The organism is Sulfitobacter donghicola DSW-25 = KCTC 12864 = JCM 14565, assembly GCF_000622405.1.
GTDB lineage: Bacteria > Pseudomonadota > Alphaproteobacteria > Rhodobacterales > Rhodobacteraceae > Sulfitobacter > Sulfitobacter donghicola.
Window position 1 is genome coordinate 2,919,645 of record NZ_JASF01000005.1, and the last position, 20,866, is coordinate 2,940,510.

The following is a 20,866-nucleotide window of genomic DNA, read 5'->3' on the forward strand; positions in this document are numbered from 1 at the left end:
CAGTCTCACAGCATTGGCCGCGACAAGCCTCTTCCTGCGCCGCAAAGATCGGTTACTTCAAATGCGTGTTCACGGCTGTGGTTCGCTTTTGACTGACAGCTGCCAAAACACATAACACCAGCCCCTAACGCAACAGCCCCATATCGCTGCCCATCTCCATTCCGGGAAAGACCGTTGTTTCTAGCGTCGAGGCGGGTAGCCCGAATTGGCTGTGCAGTAACCAGCCCAGCACGCTGCGTACATCGCGGGTGGGCATCAGGTCACGGCGGTCATAAAGTTGAGCTTCGTCCAGACCCGGCCAATCGCCCAGCACACGTCCCCCCCGCAGCGCCCCTCCGGCAAGGACCATAAGCCCGCCGGTTCCATGATCGGTCCCGCCAGATCCGTTAATCCGCGCGGTTCGGCCAAATTCGGTCACGGCGACGACGGTGGTTTTGTTCCAGACAGGGCCACGCACGGTTTCTTGCAGCGTCAGGATCGCGTTTGAGAGGCGCCCCAAGGCCTTTGAAAGGGGGCGTTCTTGTTGCTGGTGCGTATCCCAGCCGTTGATTGAAAAGGCCGCAATGCGTGTCTCTTCGCGCAGGCGTTTGCCTGCAAACTCGGCGATGCGGTTCTCAAGCGGCGCGGTTTTGCCTCCTCCGCCGCGCTTTTGGTTGTTGTTGAGCTTTTTTATGATCTCTCTTTGTCCACCCATTGTGGCCACGGCATCACCGTCATTGTCAGAGATGGCCATGGCCTGCTGAAAGGCGGCATCAAACAGCGGGTCTTCCTTCATTATGAGGCCCGCCAGTTTCACGGCTTGCGGGCTCAGCACCAGATCCGATTCCGGTGTCCAGCGTTGCACTTTTTCAGGCCCTGTGAGCAGGCTCAGCTGGTCGCGGCCAATGGCAAATGCGGTTTCGCCATGACTATTGGGAAGCTGTTGCAAGACCCGATTAAGCCATCCATCACGGGACAAACCATCGCTTAAACTGCTCAGACCAGCCTCAAGAAGGTCTTGGCCATCGAAATGACTGCGCTGATCGCGATAGGGGGTAGATACCGCATGGGCAAAGCCAAGCTGACCTTGTTTCCAAAGAGGGTGCAACGCCCGCAGCGCCGGATGCAGCGCGAAATACCCGTCTAGGTCAATCGCCCCCTCATCACCGCCTATTTGGGGGGCACCGCGCAGGGCAGCATAGGCAGGGTCGCCATAGGGGCGCACCACGTCCAGACCATCCATACCGCCACGCAGCAAAATGACCACCAGACGGTTTTCACCAGGTGTTGCGGCAAGGCTGACAGGCGTCACCAAGGGGCTTGCCGCAAGCGAGCACCCCAGCAAAGCAGAGCGGGCAAGAAAGGCACGGCGGTTGAGAGATGTGCTCATGAGGTCATGTCCTTTGAAACGCGGGTGAGGCAAGGATCAGGCCCACGCCGTCTGATCGGGTTTCCGCGGCTTTCGCAGCGAAGGTCACAGCGGGTGAGGCATAGTTGCCCAAGGCAGTGGTGACAAAATCGCGCGGGTCGGGCAGGGGATCTAGCAAAAGTTGTGGGATCGTAATGGCCCATTGCAGACGCGCTGCGATGCCTTGCGGCGCAATCCAAAGGCTGTCTTCCTCGGGGAGGCCATCGGGGCCATCGGGTTTTTCCCAGATATGGCCCATCCTGCTCATTGGATTGACGAACAAATGACGGGCTCTCTTTTCTGTTAGGTCGGTGATGGCTTTTGGGGGAACGGCGAGGGCTCGCGCCGCCGAGCCAACAAAATGAAAGGGCGGTTTTACATTGTTTCTGGGCAAGGCCCATGCAGCGGGGTGGGTGAGCAAGGCTTTGTTCACTTCGGCCAGATCACCGTTTGTTTCCAAAAACCGCTGTTCCAAGGCGGTGATCAATGCGGGGTCAGGGGTGTCTGATGTAAAATGCACGGCCATTTTCCACGCAATGTGGCGCGCGGTTGCGGGGTGTTTGGCAAGGTCCCGCAAAACGGCTGTGACATCGCGGATATGACCCGCCCCGCCGCCGTAAGTTGTACCTAAAACGGTTTCGGCTCCGGGTTCGGCCTGATCCTTTCGAAACTTCAGCGCCATAGTCGGGCCATATGTGACGCCAGTCAAAAGTTCGGCCAATTGGGTGACATCGGTCTGTGTATAAGGGCCGCCAGCCCCCAGCGTGTGCAGTTCTAACACTTCGCGGGCGAGGTTTTCGTTTAGCCCAACCAGTTTGCCGCCTCTGCTTGCCCGAACCGAATTTGCACCGATCGAGCGGTGCTGATCCAGAAAATGGATCATCAACGGGTGTAGAACAGCGGCGATCAAAAGATCCTCAAAGGTGCCGTTAATGTTCGGGCGGATTGCGCTTTCGATATAGGGAGAGGTTGCGCGCCTGATTTGTCCCGCTTTTCCTGTCGCTGTAAAATGATCGGCCCAAAACAGGGTGAGGCGTTCGCGCAGGGGCGCATTGGTCCAGACCCACCGGTTGATATGCTGACCCAGCCAGCCAATTTGGGCAATGCGGGCTTCTTTGTTCAGCACGCGGCGGCCCTTTTTCGCGGTTAACGCTTCGGGAGAGCCGCGGTTTTTCTTGCGGATTTTTTGCAAAACCTGACCTGCGGCGATCCTTTCTTGAAAGGTTTCAAAGGTTTCGATGGGGAACCGTCTGGCGATATCATCCTCTGCCGCAAGAGATTGCAGCATGTCTGACACCGAGCGGGGAGGAGCGATGTTGGGCGATAGGCCGCATCCAAAACGGATTTCCGCGAGTTGTGGGTCGAAGGGCATCTACCGCTCCCTTGTTTCAGCTTGGCCAGAATATAACACTGATGTGAATTGATAACAGGTGGTTGCAAGGATGCTGCCTGCCGTGGTGGCGATTAACCGCCAAAGGGGTGGCTTAGCGCCGCTTGCCGCGCCGTTTGGGCGTTTGATTGCTTTTGGGGCCAGTTTTATCGGGGGTGTTGGCGTTGTTTTCTTCTTGCAGCTTGCGCCAGCGTTCCAGCCGCGCAGGGTCTATCCGCCCATCGCTCACTGCGGCCTGAATTGCACATCCGGGTTCATGGGCATGTGTGCAGTCGCGAAAACGGCAATTTGGGGCCAGCTCGGTGATTTCGGCGAACAAGATGTCCAGCCCCTCGGACATATCGGCAAGGTGCAAGGTGCGGATGCCCGGTGTGTCAATCACCCAGCCGCCACCTTTGATCTTATGCAGGGATCGCGAGGTGGTGGTATGGCGCCCTTTGGCGTCGTCTTCGCGGATGCCACCAGTGAGCTGTGCCTCGTCGCCCGTTTTTGCGGCCAAAGTGTTAAGCAAGGTCGATTTCCCCACGCCTGAGGACCCGACCAGCGCAACAGTTTGCCCCGCGCCACACCAAGGGGCCAAAGTGTCGGCCGCATCAGCAATCTTGGCGTTCAGGGTCACAACCTTTAGGCCTCGTTGCAGCGCGCTGGCGGTTTCAACATAAGATGATGTTTCTGCGACTTTGTCAGCTTTTGTAAGGACGATCACCGGATCGGTGCCCGCTTCATTCGCTAGCGCAAGATAGCGTTCCAGTCGGGCGGGGTTAAAATCATCGTTGCAGGAGGTGACGATAAACAACGTGTCCACATTGGAGGCGATCAGCTGGGGAAAACGCGCGCCTTCGGTTTTGCGCTGCAACAGGGCGTGGCGATCTAGGCGGCGTACAACCATGTGTGTTTGCGGCTCGGCGATGATCCAGTCGCCTACGGCGAAATCGGTGGTTTTCATGCCCACGGGAAGGGCAAGTTTAACTTGGCCATCGGGTGATTGTGCTGACATGCGGGATCGGTGAACGGTCGCAATGCGCAAGCGCTCCATCGCATCCTCATCCGAGGTCAGCTGATCCTCGAAAAAGGATGTCCAGCCCAAGGAAGAAAGGGCCAAGGGGATATGATCTGGTTTTTCTGTCACTTTGTCCTGAATGAAACCAAGCCCGCCTGATTGCAAGGGTTTAGGTGAATTTGATGGCGAGGGGTTGAGCCATTGGTCAGCCTCAGCCCAGCACAGACAGCCAAACCCAGACCGTAACAATTGACAACCCAGTGGCGATAAGAACCGAAGAAGCAGCAACGCGTTTGCTGCGCCCGTACATATTGGCAAAGATATAGGCGTTAAACCCTGGTGCCATGGACGCGGTTAAAACGCCTGAGCGAAACAGATCGGTCGGAACAGATAGCGCCGATCCCATCAGCCAAACGATTGCAGGGTGGGCCAACAAGGCGATGACGCAAACCATTGCAATGGCTTTCATGTCGCCCTCTGGGCGGTATTGAAACAACACCCCTCCCAGCGCAAACAAGGCCGCAGGCAGGGCCGAGCGAACAACCAATGATAATGCGTCATCCAAAACAGTGGGGATCATCAACCCGCTGAGGTTCACGGTAAAGCCTGCGATAATACCAATAACCAGCGGGTTGTTGAACATCGCGCGTGCAACTGAGGTGGCCAGCTTTGCGCTGCTTTGCCCACGGTTTCGCACGAACTCCATCACCGTGATCCCCAACCCATAGCAAAAGGGCGAGTGCATAGCGATGATCATATAGTTCCCCGACAGGTTATCTGAACCATATGCGCGCTCAGAGATGGGCAGGCCTAAAAGGACCGAGTTTGAGAACAGGCAGCAAAAACCGATCGCCACGCAGTCTTCCCAATCGCGGCCAAAGAACAGGCGCGCGCCAATGGTCCCAAGGGCAAAGCAAATCGCGGCGCCTGAATAAAAGCTGAACAAGAGCTTGGCATCAAAGGCGCTGCTTAGATCAAGGTTGGCAATGGCATAGAACAGCAGGCAGGGTACGGCAAAGCTTTGGGCGTAGCGCAAAATGCCATCGACACCTGATTCAGACAGCCAGCCGCGCCAGACACCGATATAGCCAAACCCGATCACGATAAAGACGGGCAGGATGACATCAAGAAGGGTTTGCATGATCTGGGCTCGTCCGTGAAAGGGGCAGGTGGCAGGCGGGGTAACGTTAGTTCAGGGTGAACTCCAGCTGCATGCCGTCATAGGCAGGATCAATGTGATCCGGTGTCTCTGCGGCAAGGGTCGCATAGTCGAGATCAGTGTGCATATTGGTCAGGACAGCGCGTTTGGGGCGCATCTTGTCGATCCAGCCCAGTGTCTGTTCGAGGTGGCTGTGGGTGGGGTGGGGATCGCGGCGCAATGTATCTACGATCCAGCAATCAAGGCCTTCTAGGTTCGGCCAAATATGGTCAGGTATTGTTGCAACATCAGGTAGATAGGCGACGTTGTTCATGCGAAACCCTAAGGCATCCATGCCGCCATGCGGAACTTCAAATGGGGTGAACTTTAATGTGCCACCCGGGCCTTCGATCTCGATGTCACCCTCCATCAGGTTCATCTCAAGGATCGGCGGATACATCGAGCCTTCGGGCTGGATAAAGGCATAGCCAAACCTGTCCATCAGCGCATCATGGGTCGGCTGGTCGGCCCAAACGGGAAGGCGTTTGCGCATGTTGATCACAATCATCCGCAGATCATCGATGCCATGCATGTGATCCGCATGGGCATGGGTATACAAAACCGCATCCAGCCGCCCGATGCCTGCGTCCAGCAACTGGCTGCGCATATCTGGCGAGGTGTCGATCAAAACAGATGTGGTGCCCGCATCGCTGATCCGCTCAACCAAAGCCGAGCAGCGCCGCCGTGCGTTGCGCGGTTCATTCGGATCACAGGCCCCCCATGAACCGCCAAGGCGTGGCACGCCACCTGACGACCCACAGCCAAGGATGGTGACCCGCATCACATCGCTCATGCGGCACCGCCATAGTTGGCTGCTTTGGTAAAGAGGCGCTCGAAGTTGGCTTCGGATTGTGCGGCGAACTCGGCATAGTCGATGCCAAAGGTCTCGGCCGCGCGGCGCGCGGTATGGGCGCTAAAGGCGGGTTCGTTGCGTTTGCCGCGATGGGGCGGCGGCGCAAGATAGGGGCTGTCTGTCTCGACCAGCACACGGTCCAGCGGAGCGGCGGCAAAGATATCGCGCAGCTCTTGGCTTTTGGGAAAGGCGGTGATGCCCGACATGCTGAGGTAAAATCCAAGGTCCAGCGCAGCACGCCCCAATTCGGCAGAGGAGGAAAAGCAATGCATAACGCAGCTATAGGCGCCCTTTGCGTGTTCATCGCGCAGGATTTCGGCCATATCTTCATCGGCATCGCGGCTGTGGATGATCAGGGGCAGGCCCGTTTCCCGCGCCGCAGCGATGTGAATGCGCAGGCTATCGCGCTGAATTTGCGCGCTTTCTGCTGTATAATGGTAATCCAGCCCCGTTTCACCAATACCGACCATCTTGGGGTGGTGTGCGATTTCGATCAGCTGGTCGAGCGTCGCCATCGGCTCGGATGCCACGCTCATCGGGTGGGTGCCAGCGGCATAAAACACCGAAGGATGGGCCTCGGCGATGGCGCGTACATCGGGTTCGTTTTTCAGCTTGGTGCAGATGGTGACCATCCGCGCCACACCTGCTTCATGCGCCCGCGCAATAACCTCGGGGAGTTCCGCGATGAGTTCGGGGAAATCAAGGTGACAGTGGCTGTCGGTGATCTGGGGTATTTGGGTCATAAAGCTCCGTAGGTGCTTATCTGGGGGCGGCTTTGGCCATCTTGATGAAGGTATCTAGAACCAGTGCGGCAGGGTCAAGGTTGACGGCGATGCCGTGGCGGGCGCGGGTGCCGATTTCGGCGGCAAGGTCAGCCCAAACACGGGCCTGATGTGGATTTGGGGCCAAACGCATCAGGGTTTGGGTTTCCCCCACGCAGGCCTCATAGGCCGGAGGGGTTCCCGTCGCGCCGGCACGGGCCATGCGGCTGAGCAGCAAATCAATCAGCGAAAACAACAGATCGCGCTTTGCCTCGCCGCCACGGGCTGCGGCCATTTCGGCCAGCTTTAGGGCGCGGCCACGGTCCATATGGGGCAGGGTGCCCATAATGCCGACCAGCTCAGCATAAAGGGCCGCACCCCCAAGAAGCGATAGGCGCATGGCCCCGCCAACCGATCCGCCCGACAGCGCAGCCAAAGCGTGGGCATTGGCGGCCTGAACATCTGCTTGGGCCATGGCCGCGCTGACGTCTTCGGGATTCAATGTGTGCAGGTTTAGGGTTCGGCATCTTGATTTGATCGTGGGCAGCAACGCAGAAGGCTGGTGTGAGATCAGCAGAAAATACGTGCGCGCTGGTGGCTCTTCGAGCATTTTCAACAATGCGTTCGAGGCGTTGGGGTTCATCAGATCGGCATCATCCACAATGACAACCCGCCGACCGCCATCTGCTGCGCTCATATGGATAAAAGAGCTGAGTTCGCGAATTTCATCAACACGGATAACGCTGGAATATTTCTTGTCGGCAAAGTTCTTGATCCGGTCAGAGTCGGTACTCCCTTTGCCGCCCAGCCTGACAAGGTGGACGCTGGGTTCGGCCCCCGCTGCGATGCGATGCGTTACGGGGTGATCTGCTGGGATGTCCAGATTTGTCGGGGGCGGCAGGCTATCGCCGAACATGCCGCCGTCATTTGCCTCTGGTGTGGCCAAAAGAAACCTTGCGATGCGCCATGCCAGCGTGGCTTTGCCAATTCCGCGCGGCCCTGTCAGCATCCACGCATGGTGCAAGCGGCCTGTGTTGAACGCATCTAAAAAGGCCTCCTGCGCGGCGTCTTGGCCGATCAGGTTCAGGGTGTCACGCGGATGCGGCGCACCTTCGAGGCGTTCTGGCTGTGGAGGTGTTTCATCGCTCATACAGGCGGTTTATCTTGGATTGTGAGGGTTGGGAATGGTGTGCTGTGGCGAAAGCTGGATTCTGTCACGAGAAGCAGGTCTGAAAAGAGGCAATTAACGCCGCTGTTCAAGGGCAAGATCGGTGGCAACCGCGATGTCTTGGGCGACTTGGTCAATGCTTTGGCTGCCGTCAATGACGCGAAATCGGTCGCTAAACTCTTCTGATAGCTTCAGAAAACCTGCGCGCATGGCTTCTTGGAGGCTGGTGCCAAAATCTTCAAACCGCTCTTCATGGCCTTGGCGGCCCTTGGCACGCTTCAACCCTTCGGTCGGGTCCATATCAATGAGGATGGTCAGATCAGGCTCAACCCCGATCATCAGCTCGTGTAGCTGGTCAACTGTTGCACGCAAATCGCCGCGGCTGAGGCCCTGATACATGCGTGTGCTATCGGCAAAGCGGTCGCAAATCACGATTTTACCTTGGGCAAGGGCAGGGGTGATCAGGCGCTCTAGGTGGTCGCGCCGCGCGGCGGTGAACAACAGCGTTTCAGTTTCCGCAGACCAGCGGTCGGGATCGCCTTGCAGAACAAGGGCGCGGATTTCCTCGGCCCCTTCAGAGCCTCCAGGCTCTCTGGTGAGGACAACATCATGGCCGCGCGCGCGCAAATGATCCGCCAGCCGCGCCACCTGAGTGGATTTGCCCGACCCGTCGATGCCTTCGAAACTAATAAACAACCCAAGCGGCGTTGGTTTAGGGGTCACGATGCCTCCGGCGCGGGGCCGTTGTTGATCCGTTCAACGATATGCAGGGCTGCGGCCACAACACGCCCAACAAAGCCGTGACGCGCAACAGCGTGATCGGCCAACAGGGGAACGCGTTGTTCTGGCAACCCTTCGGGGCTGATGATCAGCTCACCAATCTGGTCACCCTTTTTGATGGGTGCCTTTAGGGGGCCGTTATAGACAACTTCGGTTTTCAGAGGCTCAATCGGGTTCACGGGCAAAAGCAGCGAAATATCTTCGCCCAATACCATCCCTACGGTTTTTTCCGCGCCGATCGATACCTCGGCATCGGCAATCTTTGTGCCGCTGGTGCCAAGCTCGGTTTGTGCAAATTGGCGAAAGGCCCAATTTGTCACGGCTTCGGCTTCGTTTGCACGTGCCTGCGAGGATTGCAGCCCAGACAGCACAAAAATGATCCGGCGCTTACCCTGAAGGGCAGAGCCAACCAGACCATATCCCGCTTCTTGGGTGTGTCCTGTTTTCAAACCATCTGCGCCGATACCTAAACCCAAAAGAGGGTTTCGGTTTAGGCGGTTGGCGGATTCTGCTGGGTCAAAAAGGAACTCTTTTTGCGAGAACATAGAGTAATATTGCGGGTAGTCGTTGATGAGCTTGGTCGCAAGCAACCCCAGATCACGCATCGACATGCGGTGGCCTGCCTTTGGCCAGCCGTTTGAATTGCTAAAGGTCGAGTTGGTCATGCCCAACTGCTGCGCGCGCATTGTCATTTGGCGCGCAAATTTCGCCTCGGTTCCTGCCAGCGCCTCGGCGATGACCACACAGGCGTCATTACCAGAAAGAACGATGATCCCGCGGATCAGGTCTTCGACGCGCACCCGCTCACCTGCTTTTAGGAACAGGGTTGAACCGCCATAGCTTTGGGCCGCTGCGGAAACCGGCAGCATTTGGTCCAGATCAAGGATGCCGTTTTCGATTGCTTCAAACGCCATGTACAATGTCATGAGTTTGGACATAGAGGCCGGCGGCAAGGGGTTATCGGCGTCTTTGGCCATCAAAACCGTACCAGTATTGTAGTCGAGGACATAAGCGGCCTTGGCGCGGGTATCAAAGGCCTGAGCAGTCACCGAGGAGGCAAGTAGGGCGAATGCACTAAGGGTTAATTTTAATCCGCGCATGAGGGGCACCTTTATGTCTTAACTAGAAACGGCATAGGCATCGGTGAAGCCTTCCGATTTGATGGTCGATAGGATTTTGGAGCGCTCAGAGCTGGTGGCCGCAGGGCCAACAACAACGCGCCAAAAGGTCTTACCGTTAATCTTGCTTTGTTTGACCGTCGGGGCAAGGCCCGCACCGCGCATTTGTTTTGCCGCCCGATTGGCGTTGGCTTCTATGCTGAAGATACCAATCTGGATGAAGGGCTTGGCCAAGTTTGAGGATTGCGTGGGCGCAACGGGTGTCGGTTTTGGCGTGCTAGGCGCTGCGGCATCAATCGCGGCACTTGCAGCGGTTGTGACGGGATCAAGCGTCGTCGCGCTGACCTCTGGTGCGGCTTGCACGGTGGCAGCGGTCTCTGTTGCTGTTTCTTCAGCCTGAGCAGCCTCTTGGACCTTACGCAGGGCAGTTACGTTCAGCTTTGCAGGGGCACCGGCCAAAATACCAAGAGAGGCAGCAGCATCGGAAGAGATTTGCAAGCTGGGGCCCGGGATGTCGCGCTCACGGCGGAACAGGGCGCCAACGACGAATTTTCCATTGTCTTGATTGCGGATGATCACCCGCTCGGGGTCTTGCACGTCAGGGTGGGCGACCCAAACCCCACCAAGGCTGGGTCGTCCGTCCCACAGCCCCTGATCGGTAACAGAAAACACTTCTGGCGCTTCGACGTCGCGTTCTACTGTCGGGCCTGTCGGCGCGGCCGCCGCCTGTGTGCCGTTTGCAGAGTTTGCCGTGGGGAAAGCGAATTTCCCCTGCTCGTCGCACCCCGCCAGCAAGGTCGCTGCCAAAAGGGTTCCAACGATTGTGCGCATCGCTCGCCCATCGGAAACCGAAGAAAAATATTTGATCTGACTGCCCATGTTCTCTCGTCCTTGCCTGTGCGCGGACCATTTTCTCATGGCACACCGCATCACTCCTTTTGCGGAGTATTTCGGGCACTCTAACGCGCTCAGGCCCCACGCGACAAGAGTCGGCACAGGCAATCGGCAAATTTCCCCGATAGGCGCGTGAATTTTGCACGATTGCAGAATCATTTCAGGCGGATTAGGAAGCGCGCACTGCGGAGGTTTGGCAGAGTGGTCGAATGCACCGGTCTTGAAAACCGACGGGCGTCAAAAGCGTCCCCAGGGTTCGAATCCCTGAGCCTCCGCCACTTTATGGCATTCACTCTCTGATTTTGCTGATAGAGTAAAAAGCCAATCCCCGCATTGCATCGGACCCTAAAAGTAGTACTCGGTACATTTGGGCATCAACACTTATTACGTCTTAGGAACTCAGTCAGGTCATCACGACTCATGTTTGAAAAATCGGCCATGTCGTCGAGTAAGAGATCGAGTTCCTGCTTCAAAGAGGTTTTCCGTTTCCGATTGTATTTAGTCGGGTGCATGCTTTTGGTTTTTGGCGGGAAGGGTGCAAAAAAACCTCCCTCATTCTGCCTGACGCGTTTTCGTTCCTTTAGAAGCTTTCTCAGCCTTCGTTTGTGTGGGCTTTCTTGCTCGCTCAGATACCTCCCGCTTCCGGGTATTCTGCAGCACCAGAGGGGGGCGTTGGTTGCGTCGTAGCTTGTGACTTTCGGGGCAGGTCATGCTAAAATAGCTTTCTGCGATAGTGCCCGCAATAGGCTGCGCTCCGATCCATACCTGTTGAGCCTGCTTCGCGCTGTTCCGCTGCGCGCTTGCCACTGTTACCAACCGCCAATGTCAGGGCATTCTGTGTCTTGTGGCCCTCGCATTGGAAAGCGGGGCAAGGTGCGCATCCATAGCGGCCATACCCCTTTCCACGAAGGGGGTGTCAGTTTCTTTGCATCCATCATCACAAAGTCCCCCAAGCTAGGGAGAGCGTACAGCGCATGTGGCGAGACACAGAAATTGCAAAACCGCTGCCATTCGATGTTATGAGACTGTCAGCTGTCCTGCTGATGTGCTGTGCTGGTCTGCGTTGCGCGGTATAGTTTGGATGTAAGCCGCTACCGCGTGGCTCTCTACCCGGCCCGGTCCCTGCTTTAACAGGTTTCGGGCCACTTTGTTTTGCGGCTCATGGCTGAACTTCGCCCTCTGTGAAGCTGTCGAGCCATTGGATAATATCCGATTAGCGCCAACCAACCGCACGTTTTCCAAGCTTTAATGGCTTTGGAAAAACCTCGCCCGATATCTGTCGATAGATCGTGCTGCGGGAAAGTCCGGTCATGAGTTCGACAGCCGGACGGCGTAGTATTGTCGTGTTTGATCAATTTGGCATGCTATGTCCTCTCACCAATCCCGATAAGGAGGTGAGTAGGAAAAGGCGCAATCCGTCCGGCTACATCAGCCCCGAAGGTGAACCGCTCAAGCAGTTCCGGCGCAATTATTCGGATCCAAGTCGTAAACCCATGCGGCGCAAATGACGAATTCTTGCTCGCTGCTACCGCCCAAATCTGCCCTTCACGCTGGCTGTGCAGGTTGCGGCGAGGCATCCTGAGGCAGCGTTCGCCTTTTGTGCAAAAATCTGATGGTCCAGAGGTTTGCCCTACAGACAAAATGGACATCCGGCCGGCATGGCCAACTGTTCGTATCTTCAACCAACCACACCAAACCCGCCATCCAGAGCGTTTCAGTCCTCAATGCAATCGGACGGTGGCGGCGGGAATAAAGGAATATCGCTGAATGCTTCCCAGAATGCCTCACTGTGCGATATTCATTTGAACGTTACATGTTGTTCATATGAACGTTACGTACCTCCTGTCCAATCTGGGTAAACGAAGCCTCTCTGGACAGATCCCATTTTATACTCTGAGCGCCAAAACCACATTATGCGACATGTTCACAGCTCTGGCTTTGTGAGCATCGACCATTTGGCTGAGCAGCATAATGTCTCCCCACAGACCATCCGCAGGGACGTCAATTTCTTGACCGAAGCCGGCGAGATACGGCGTGTGCGTGGCGGCGTGGACATTCCGGTGCAAAGCAAAAATCTGCTCTATGCGCACCGAAGCGCGCTCAATCTGGGTGCCAAGCAACGTATTGCCCAATTGGTCGCTGAGCATATCGAAGACGGCGTCTCTTTGGCGGTCTCGATCGGAACGACACCTGAGCTGGTGGTCGCGGCTTTAAAAGACAAATCAGAACTCAGTATCTTCACCAACAATCTCAATGTGGCAATGCTGGCCTGTCAGCACCCGGATTGGTCCGTCACTCTGCCTGGCGGTGCTGTGCGCCTAAGCGACTGCGACATCTTAGGGCCGCAGGTCGAGGATTTCTTCGCGCGCTACTGCGTCGATTACGGGATCTTTGGGGTCGGCGGTGTCGCGCCCGATGGCAGCTTGCTCGACTTCACAGAAGAAGAAGTGCAATGCCGCGCTGCCATTCAGGCCAATTGCAACGCCGCTTACCTCGCCTTGGATCACTCAAAGTTTGGCAGACGCGCCCATGTGCGCGGCGGCGACATTGCGGCGTTAGACAAGGTGTTTTGCGACGCACTGCCTCCAGCTGCAATCTCGGACGTTTTGGCCAAATCGAACACGCCGATCTTTACCCCTCAAGAAAGTTTGAGCCATGTCTGACCTCACTCTGAAGGGCCGCTCAATCCGTTTGCACGCCTTGACCAAAAACTGGGGAGACGCCACAGCTTTGAGCGACATCAACTTGTCGATCCCCGCCGGCTCCTTCACAGCTTTGCTTGGACCATCAGGCTGCGGAAAATCGACACTGCTGCGTATGATTTCCGGTTTGGACACCCCGACCAGCGGCGAGGTCTATGTGGATGAAGAGGCAGTGACTTCGCAGCCTCCGAGCGCGCGCGATTTGGCGATGGTGTTTCAGTCCTATGCCTTGTTTCCGCATCTTTCGGTGGCGGAAAACATCATCTTTGGCCTGCGCACCCGCCGTACCCCAAAGGCCGAACGCAGCCGTAAATTGGAGCAGGTCGCCGAGCTTTTGGAGCTGTCCCATCTGTTGAAGCGCAAGCCAAGCGAATTGTCTGGCGGGCAACAACAGCGCGCCGCCTTGGGCCGTGCGATCATTGCAGAGCGCAGCATTTGCCTGATGGATGAGCCACTTTCGAACCTTGATGCGAAACTGCGTCAAGACATGCGCGCCGAGCTTCGCGAACTGCAACGCAGCCTAGGTTTCACGATGGTTTATGTGACCCACGATCAAGCCGAAGCGATGACCATGGCCGACCAAGTCGTCCTCATGAACAAAGGGCGCATCGAACAGGTCGACGCCCCGCGTGCGTTATACGCCCGCCCACAAACCCCCTTTGCAGGCCAATTCATAGGCACGCCGCCGATGAATATCTTGCGCGCCGCCGATATTCCCGATGCGGATGTATTCGCCCCACATCGCGCGCAAGGATGTCTGCTTGGATTACGCCCAGAAGACCTGCGGGTCATCCGAGGTGGCCCCTTGAACGGGCATGTCGAAGCGATTGAATATTTTGGCGCCGATGCCTTGGTCACCTGCCGCATTGGCGCCGCTGCACTGCGTGTGCGCTGTGCGGGCCGAACCGAATTTCCGCTGAATTCACCCATCTCTTTGGGTTTCGATTTGTCGGATTTATCCGTTTTCGCCGCAGACAGCGGCGAGCGGGTTCCCCAAGACCTCATCTCCGAGGTCAGCTTCACTTGATGACACCCAAACGCAAATTCCTGTGCAGGGCTGCGGCCTTGCCTCTTCAACTTAATAAGGATCTGAAATCCATGCTTGTGAATTTCCTAAAGACATCAGTTGCCGGTGCCGCCTTGGCCTTTGCAACACCTGCATTCGCCGTAGATCTAGAGTTCTACTTCCCTGTTGCTGTGGGTGGCGCAGCTGCTGACACCATCGAAGCGCTGACAGCTGAATATGCCGCTGCCCACCCAGAGCTGAACATCGAAGCGATTTATGCGGGTTCATACACTGATGCCTCAACGAAAGCCGTGACGGCTGCCCGCGGCGGCAACGCGCCACAGCTGTCTGTTTTACTGTCCACCGAGATGTTCACCTTGATCGACGAAGACCTGATCGAGCCGTTCGATTTGCACCTCACTGAGGCCGAAAAATCCGAGTGGATCGATGGGTTCTTCCCAGCGTTCATGCAGAACTCCCAAACTGGCGGTCACACTTGGGGCATCCCATTCCAGCGCTCAACACCGATCATGTATTGGAACAAAGAAGCCTTTGCTGAGGCCGGTCTTGAGCCTGATGTGGCCCCTGCAAACTGGGATGAGCTGCTCACGGCCGCGACTGCATTGACCCAAAAAGACGACGCGGGCAACGTCACACAGTGGGGTCTGCGCATCCCATCTGCGGGCTTCCCATACTGGTTGTTCCAAGGCCTCTCCACGCCGGCTGGCGCGATTCTGGCGAATGCGGACGGCAACGAAACCAACTTTGATGACCCAAAGGTTGTGCGTGCGCTTGAGTTCCTCGTGGACCTCTCCAAAGAGCACGGCGTTATGGCAGAAGGATCCATCGATTGGGGCGCAACACCCAAGGCGTTCTTTGAAGGCGAATCCGCGATCATTTGGACGTCCACGGGCAACCTGACAAACATCCGCACCAATGCGCCGTTTGAATTTGGTGTCGGCTTCTTGCCTGCGGATGAGCGCTTTGGTGCCCCGACAGGTGGCGGCAACTTCTACTTGTTCAAGGACTCAACCGAAGAGCAAAAAGAAGCGGCTGTTGATTTCGTTCAGTGGATTTCAGCCCCTGAGCAAGCGGCCAAATGGTCCATCGCAACGGGCTACGTTGCGCCGCGTGCAGATGCTTGGGAAACCGAAGCCATGACGGCTTACGCTGAAGAAGTGCCCGCAGCCTTGATCACACGCGATCACCTTGAGCACGCGGTTGCCGAGCTTTCGACCTATGAAAATGCTCGCGTCACCAGCTTCCTAAATGATGCCTTGTCTGCCGCGATTGCGGGCGAGAAGTCAGCAGAAGAAGCGCTCAAAGAAGCTCAGGCCCAAGCCGAGGCCGTCCTCTCTGCTTACCGCTAAATCTTCAACCCAAAGAGGGGGCGAGCCATTGCCCCCTCACTCAATTCAATTCGGAAACACATATGCGCCGCGACTGGATATATGCTTGGCTTCTTTTGCTGCCTGCGATGATCATTTTGATCGGGTTCACGCATCTGCCGGCGCTTGAAACCATCATCAACAGCTTCTTCTCAACCGCACGGGGACGTCGCCCTTCGGTGTTTGTTGGCGGCGATAATTATGTGACCTTGCTGGCCGATCCGGTGTTCATAAAGGCACTTCTCAACAATCTGATCTATGCAGCGGTGACCATCCCAGCCTCGATCATTTTGGCTTTGCTTATGGCGGTCTTCGTCAACGAAAAGCTGCGCGGGCGCGCGTTTTTACGCATGGCATTTTTCACGCCAACGGTTTTGCCGCTCATCGCTGTCGCCAATATTTGGATGTTCTTTTACACGCCGGGTTTCGGCTTGATTGACCAGATCCGCGGCCTATTCGATTTGCCTGCGCAAAATTGGGTCGGGCAAACCGATACTGTTCTCTACACCATGATCGCCGTTGCGGTCTGGAAAGAGGCGGGATTCTTTATGATCTTCTATCTCGCAGCGCTTCAGACCATTCCGCCATCGCTGCGCGAAGCGGCCGCTTTGGAAGGGTCGGGCGGCTGGAATTTCTTTCGCCGCGTGACCCTGCCGCTGATTATGCCCACGACATTGTTTGTGTCGATCAATGCGGTGATCAACTCTGTGCGTCTCATCGACCATATCTTTGTGATGACCCAAGGCGGGCCGAACAACGCCTCCAAGCTGTTGCTCTTTTATGTCTACGAAGTTGCGTTTCAGTTTTGGGATACGGCCTATGCGGCGACATTGACCGTTGTGATCTTGGGGATCCTATGCGCCCTCGCCATCGGACAGTTCTTCTTTCTGGATCGCAAGGTGCATTACAAATGAGTCCTTTCAGCTTTTCATGGGATCGCACCCTGACGACGCTTGCGGCTTGGGCCTTGGCTTTGCTCTGGATACTGCCGTTGCTCTATGCGGCATGGACCGCGTTTCACCCCGCAGAATATGAAACCCACTTCGACCTAACAGCACCGCTCACCCTGACCAATTTTGCAGACGCATGGGTTCAGGCGCCGTTCGCGCGCTATTTCCTCAACACCACACTCCTCGTGACCATGATCCTCTTTGGTCAAATCCTGCTGGGTACGCTCGCGGCCTATGCTTTTGCCCGCCTTGAATTTCGCGGGCGGGGCATTCTGTTCTCGCTCGTTTTGATGCAGCTGATGATCATGCCCGATATCTTGTTGGTGGAAAATTACAAAACCATGCGCGACCTTGGGCTTGTCGATACAATCTTGGCCATTGGCCTGCCGTATATGGCCTCTGGGTTTGGGATATTTTTGCTGCGGCAGAGCTTTATGACCATCCCGCAAGAGCTTGACGATGCTGCTCGTATCGAGGGCACCTCCATCATGGGGCGGATTTGGCGGCTCTATGTGCCGCTTGCGAAACCGACCTATTTGGCTTTCGGCTTGGTGTCGGTCTCGGCCCATTGGAACAATTTTCTTTGGCCGCTCATCATCACCAATTCCGTTGAAACACGTCCCCTAACTGTCGGTCTTTCCATCTTTGCTTCGACAGATTCTGGCATCCAATGGTCCAGCATCAACGCTGCTACGCTGCTCACTTCGGCGCCTTTGTTGCTGGCATTTCTACTCTTTCAACGCCAATTCGTGCAGAGCTTCATGCGCGCTGGCATCAAATAGGATTTTCCCATGTCTACCCTTCCACGCCTTGGTGCAGCACTCAAACTTGATGCGTTTAAACAGTTGGAACATTGGATGCGTGATCATAATCGCGCGCTCGAAATCCAAGATTTTGTCACCTACACATCTCTGCATTCTGATCGTGACGGTTTGCTCTCTGCCTATGCGCCGCTGCTGGACGGCTACCAAGGGGACATCGGTATCCATGGTCCATTTCTAGGCCTGGATATGTCCAACCCCGATCCCGAAATTCGCACGCTGATCACCAAGCGTTTGATCCAAGGGCTTGAGGTCGCCGAAGCGCTTGGCGGCACCCATATGGTTGTGCATAGCCCGTTTACGTTCTGGCACAAATTAAACGAACAGAACTATGAGTGGCTGCGCCGTGACCTCTTTAGCGCCAGCATCGAATGTCTTGAGCCGGTCTTGATCCGCGCACGCGAGATTGGCTGTGTTCTGATGCTTGAAAATATCGACGATGCCGATCCCTTTGTGCGTGTCGATCTGGTGCGTGACATTGGGTCAGATTTCTTAAAAACCTCCATCGATACAGGGCACGCCCAGCTTGCCAATGGCCAATACAAAGCGCCGCCTGTACCAGATTTCATCGCTGCGGCAGGGGACACCTTGGGCCATGTTCATCTGCAAGACGCCGACGGCTATGCGGATCGTCATTGGCACCCTGGCGAAGGGACTTTGCCTTGGCCGGCTATTTTCAACGCGATCCACAAAATCAGTGCTACCCCGCGACTTTTGATCGAGCCACGTGATCGCGAACATCAATTGCCCCAAACCGTTGAGGCACTGGAAGCGCGTGGGCTCGCGTGTTGAGGTGCAAAAGCCCTATGACGCCGGTGTCACGTCTTGGCCATGTTCCTCTGTCGATGATAGCGGTACACGAGGGCAGTTCAACCATCATTGTAGCCTCAAACTCGGGAAGTTTTTAGAGGCTGGCTTAAGAGGTTTGACTGGAGGCTTTCTTATAAGATTATGCGTTATTGTGCACCCTCAGCGAAACTCCGCTTTCTGCCCTCCGCGCCAAGTTGCTGATCAATGACCTGTCGCCTGCGGCGTCCTACCTTGCGGCCGAACGCGTCATTTCCAGCTTCGTGAAAAGCGCGGCAAAGCTCAGGTATTGGCGCAGTGTCTTCTCCTCAATGCCTTCAGTGCGCTTGATGGTGTTCATACGCTCAACGATGGCCCGCAGGGTGGAAGGGGGCAGGGAAGGGGTGCTACTGGGCTTTGCCTTGGCCGTCAGGACCTCTGTTGGGGCCTCTCCGGCCCACGCTTTTGCTTTTCCGGACACAAACAGGTCCATAACCTGCATGTATTCCAGCGCTGACAGTTGATCCTGCCCTGTTTGTTCTTGGTAAACCCTCTTGAGGGCCTGCTTGCGAGCATGGCTGCTCAGGTCGCTGCGGATCAAATCGATATTATCGCGCACCAGATCGGACGCTTCCTCCGAAACGTTGTGATTAATGCCATGCGACGAGATACGTTGCCATGCCTCGGCCATAGCGGCATCGTGGCGGGCGTCGTCATCTGGATCAAGGCTGTCCACGCGACTGAACATGCCCAGCTGGGCAATCTTTGCCCGTTCTTTACGGATCACCTCAGACAGAAACGCACGACCATGTTCTGGCGTGATCCGACTTCCAACGATTTGTTCCATGATCATATCACTCTCAGCACTGACCTTCCGTGCCAAGATAAGAGCGTGCTGACGATCTGTCGTCCCTAAGGACAGCTTGATATCGATGTTTCCTGTGGAAAAACGTCTGGTTTTGCACCGCCATTGATAAACATCGCCGGGTTTCGACAGGTGGGGCTGTGTGTTCATCATCGTTCCGTTCTTTGAAAACGGATGGAACGCAAATGGCTGAAATGGTGCTACACTGCGGTGCCGCAGTTAAAGACCATTCCCCTCATAAGGGCTTATATAACAAGTGCTTATGTTGCAAATGGCTCCGACGGTAGGGATCGAAGCCATGTCACGGGTTCTCATGAGCCCTTGCATTACAAGGCTTATCAAAGCGTCCATCCGGCGGCGGTGCCGCAGTCTGGTGGGACACTTTTAGGAAAAAACGGCGCTGATGACAAGATGATCTGGGGGCAGGGCAGGGTAAACCAACGCTTCCTCACCCAAGTGATGGCCCGTCTTCTTTTAGCTCATCGCTGGCGGACTTCAGGCGACCAAGAATGGCACGGAGTGATCGACCGACACCAAGGCGGTCAGCTACATCGTTGATGAGCTTGCCGATTTCATCCGTAATTCGATCCAAGATGCCTTCACGGCGAACTACTTCTTTCTCGCGTGCCGACAACTCCGTGTCGCGATGATCAATCATGATTTCGCGCTCATCCATCTGTTCTTCTGCCGTATCCAGAACGCGCTCTTTGATGTTCAGGGCTTCCTCCCGCTGGTCAGTGGCCTGAACCTTAGAGGTCAGCACTGCCTTCGCTTCGGTGTATTCTTCTAACCTTGCTGCAAGGCGATTGCGGTAAGTTGCCAACCGTTTGGCTTCCTTCGCGTTCAATTCCTCCTTCGCTTCCAGCTTTTCAACACGCGCGCGCATTTCGTCGACCCGATCACTGAATTGCTTCAGATCTTGGCGCTTGGCTTCCAGTTCGAGAGGCAGGTCTTGGTGCAGTTGCTGTACTGAACGGTTGTAGATTTGGCTTGGTTTGTCACCACGGGCGATGCGCACGGATTTACGAACCCCTCGCTCGATACCAGCGGCATGTCTTTGAATGACTTCGGCTGCGATATCTTGCAGCCTTGATCCCTTCATTACCTGCGACATTGGCACGCCTTCATGATTACGGCAGTCCCATACGACATGCGCATGATGAGCGGTTTCGTCTACATGAACGACCAGACCGCGAATGGTTGTGCCGTACTCGTCTGCGACGCACTGAGCGACCTCAAGATACGCGTCATCTTGCTGTGACGTTGTCAGAGCTTCGAAGATCGGTTGAGCGGCATGTCCAAAGGTGATGATGCCAATGGTGGCCACGGCTGCATCCGCTCGCATTGCACGGCTTGGGTTTGTCTTTTCACGCAGCTCTTTTGCCCGTGCTGTGATTGCGGCTGGCATTGGCAGGTCAACCAGAACACGGTTCAGCTCAGAGCGTTCAACCTGAACGTAACTCGGTGGAAGTCCGATGCGCAGATCATGGCGACGCTGGTTCTTGTACTTGGAGCGGTGCGTGTGTTTTACTCGGACGGAGATAGCATATGATGGTTCTTGATCGGACATAATCGGGTTCCTTGGGGTGGGTTACCCCATGATCCGCCAAGTCCGCGAAAGTACAAAATCAGTTTCTTTGATTTATAACCTACTAGCGCTAACCACCCCGATGGGGAGGTTAGCGCTTTCCGGCAAAGGGGCGCGCTGCCCCCTTTTGAAACCCCAAGCCAAGGGCGCTCCGCCCCTTTGGAAACCCAGATACAGCATTCCGCTGTTCTACTTCCGCTATGCTGTATCT

At 56.0% G+C, this 20,866-nt stretch carries 19 protein-coding genes and 1 tRNA gene; 7 read left to right on the forward strand and 13 right to left on the reverse strand.

What is annotated here, in order from left to right:
• Window positions 1-124 precede the first annotated feature (124 nt).
• From Z948_RS0115490 to Z948_RS0115545, 10 genes are all read right to left on the reverse strand, one after another.
• Window positions 125-1,369 carry a DUF1501 domain-containing protein gene (locus Z948_RS0115490; RefSeq protein ID WP_025060473.1) on the reverse strand — a complete coding sequence of 415 codons (1,245 nt, stop codon included), beginning with the start codon at window positions 1,367-1,369 and terminating at the stop codon, window positions 125-127.
• Window positions 1,370-1,373: 4 nt separating this feature from the next.
• On the reverse strand, window positions 1,374-2,759 hold the full coding sequence (locus tag Z948_RS0115495) for a DUF1800 domain-containing protein (RefSeq protein ID WP_025060474.1): 1,386 nt from the start codon (window positions 2,757-2,759) through the stop codon (window positions 1,374-1,376).
• A 112-nt stretch (window positions 2,760-2,871) separates the two neighbouring features.
• Entirely contained in the window at window positions 2,872-3,906 is a 1,035-nt protein-coding gene (rsgA, locus tag Z948_RS0115500) for a ribosome small subunit-dependent GTPase A (protein ID WP_037952061.1), read from the reverse strand.
• 82 nt (window positions 3,907-3,988) lie between these two features.
• Entirely contained in the window at window positions 3,989-4,918 is a 930-nt protein-coding gene (locus tag Z948_RS0115505; protein WP_037951930.1) for an AEC family transporter, read from the reverse strand.
• 46 nt (window positions 4,919-4,964) lie between these two features.
• On the reverse strand, window positions 4,965-5,768 hold the full coding sequence (locus Z948_RS18215; protein WP_037951933.1) for an MBL fold metallo-hydrolase: 804 nt from the start codon (window positions 5,766-5,768) through the stop codon (window positions 4,965-4,967).
• The gene (locus tag Z948_RS0115525; protein WP_025060479.1) at window positions 5,765-6,571 is read right to left on the reverse strand and encodes a TatD family hydrolase; all 807 of its coding nucleotides are present in this window, start codon (window positions 6,569-6,571) and stop codon (window positions 5,765-5,767) included. The genes Z948_RS18215 and Z948_RS0115525 overlap by 4 nt, the downstream gene beginning before the upstream one ends.
• Before the next feature lie 16 nt (window positions 6,572-6,587).
• Window positions 6,588-7,739, reverse strand: coding sequence for a DNA polymerase III subunit delta' (locus Z948_RS0115530; protein WP_025060480.1), 1,152 nt, complete (start codon window positions 7,737-7,739; stop codon window positions 6,588-6,590).
• A 93-nt stretch (window positions 7,740-7,832) separates the two neighbouring features.
• A complete protein-coding gene (gene tmk, locus Z948_RS0115535) occupies window positions 7,833-8,480 on the reverse strand; it encodes a dTMP kinase (RefSeq protein ID WP_025060481.1) in 648 nt (215 codons plus the stop codon).
• A complete protein-coding gene (locus tag Z948_RS0115540) occupies window positions 8,477-9,637 on the reverse strand; it encodes a D-alanyl-D-alanine carboxypeptidase family protein (protein WP_037951936.1) in 1,161 nt (386 codons plus the stop codon). Before Z948_RS0115540 ends, tmk begins: the two co-directional genes overlap by 4 nt.
• 18 nt (window positions 9,638-9,655) lie before the next feature.
• A complete protein-coding gene (locus Z948_RS0115545; protein ID WP_025060483.1) occupies window positions 9,656-10,534 on the reverse strand; it encodes an SPOR domain-containing protein in 879 nt (292 codons plus the stop codon).
• 202 nt (window positions 10,535-10,736) lie between these two features.
• Here Z948_RS0115545 and Z948_RS0115550 point away from each other — a divergent pair.
• A tRNA-Ser gene (locus Z948_RS0115550) sits at window positions 10,737-10,827 on the forward strand.
• Window positions 10,828-11,762: 935 nt separating this feature from the next.
• On the opposite strand, the gene Z948_RS18795 is transcribed toward Z948_RS0115550, so the two are convergent.
• The gene (locus tag Z948_RS18795) at window positions 11,763-11,888 is read right to left on the reverse strand and encodes an AlpA family phage regulatory protein (RefSeq protein ID WP_255209611.1); all 126 of its coding nucleotides are present in this window, start codon (window positions 11,886-11,888) and stop codon (window positions 11,763-11,765) included.
• Window positions 11,889-12,459: 571 nt separating this feature from the next.
• Here Z948_RS18795 and Z948_RS0115560 point away from each other — a divergent pair.
• The 6 genes from Z948_RS0115560 to Z948_RS0115585 all read left to right on the forward strand — a co-directional run bounded on the left by Z948_RS0115560 (window position 12,460) and on the right by Z948_RS0115585 (window position 18,208).
• Window positions 12,460-13,212: a DeoR/GlpR family DNA-binding transcription regulator gene (locus Z948_RS0115560; protein ID WP_255209612.1), complete on the forward strand. Its 753-nt coding sequence runs from the start codon at window positions 12,460-12,462 to the stop codon at window positions 13,210-13,212.
• Window positions 13,205-14,278: an ABC transporter ATP-binding protein gene (locus tag Z948_RS0115565; RefSeq protein ID WP_025060486.1), complete on the forward strand. Its 1,074-nt coding sequence runs from the start codon at window positions 13,205-13,207 to the stop codon at window positions 14,276-14,278. Before Z948_RS0115560 ends, Z948_RS0115565 begins: the two co-directional genes overlap by 8 nt.
• A 71-nt stretch (window positions 14,279-14,349) precedes the next feature.
• Window positions 14,350-15,627: an ABC transporter substrate-binding protein gene (locus Z948_RS0115570; protein ID WP_025060487.1), complete on the forward strand. Its 1,278-nt coding sequence runs from the start codon at window positions 14,350-14,352 to the stop codon at window positions 15,625-15,627.
• Window positions 15,628-15,689: 62 nt separating this feature from the next.
• Entirely contained in the window at window positions 15,690-16,559 is an 870-nt protein-coding gene (locus Z948_RS0115575) for a carbohydrate ABC transporter permease (RefSeq protein WP_025060488.1), read from the forward strand.
• Window positions 16,556-17,377 (forward strand): carbohydrate ABC transporter permease, encoded by an 822-nt coding sequence (locus Z948_RS0115580; RefSeq protein WP_025060489.1) that lies wholly within the window; start codon window positions 16,556-16,558, stop codon window positions 17,375-17,377. Before Z948_RS0115575 ends, Z948_RS0115580 begins: the two co-directional genes overlap by 4 nt.
• A 9-nt stretch (window positions 17,378-17,386) precedes the next feature.
• Window positions 17,387-18,208, forward strand: a complete 822-nt coding sequence (locus Z948_RS0115585) for a sugar phosphate isomerase/epimerase family protein (protein ID WP_025060490.1) — start codon at window positions 17,387-17,389, stop codon at window positions 18,206-18,208.
• A 244-nt stretch (window positions 18,209-18,452) separates the two neighbouring features.
• Here the strand turns inward: Z948_RS0115585 and Z948_RS0115590 are convergent, their stop codons facing one another.
• Window positions 18,453-19,220 carry a hypothetical protein gene (locus tag Z948_RS0115590; protein WP_037951943.1) on the reverse strand — a complete coding sequence of 256 codons (768 nt, stop codon included), beginning with the start codon at window positions 19,218-19,220 and terminating at the stop codon, window positions 18,453-18,455.
• A 295-nt stretch (window positions 19,221-19,515) separates the two neighbouring features.
• Complete coding sequence (locus Z948_RS0115595) at window positions 19,516-20,637, reverse strand: plasmid recombination protein (RefSeq protein ID WP_025060492.1); 1,122 nt, start codon at window positions 20,635-20,637, stop codon at window positions 19,516-19,518.
• Between the last annotated feature and the right edge of the window lie 229 nt (window positions 20,638-20,866).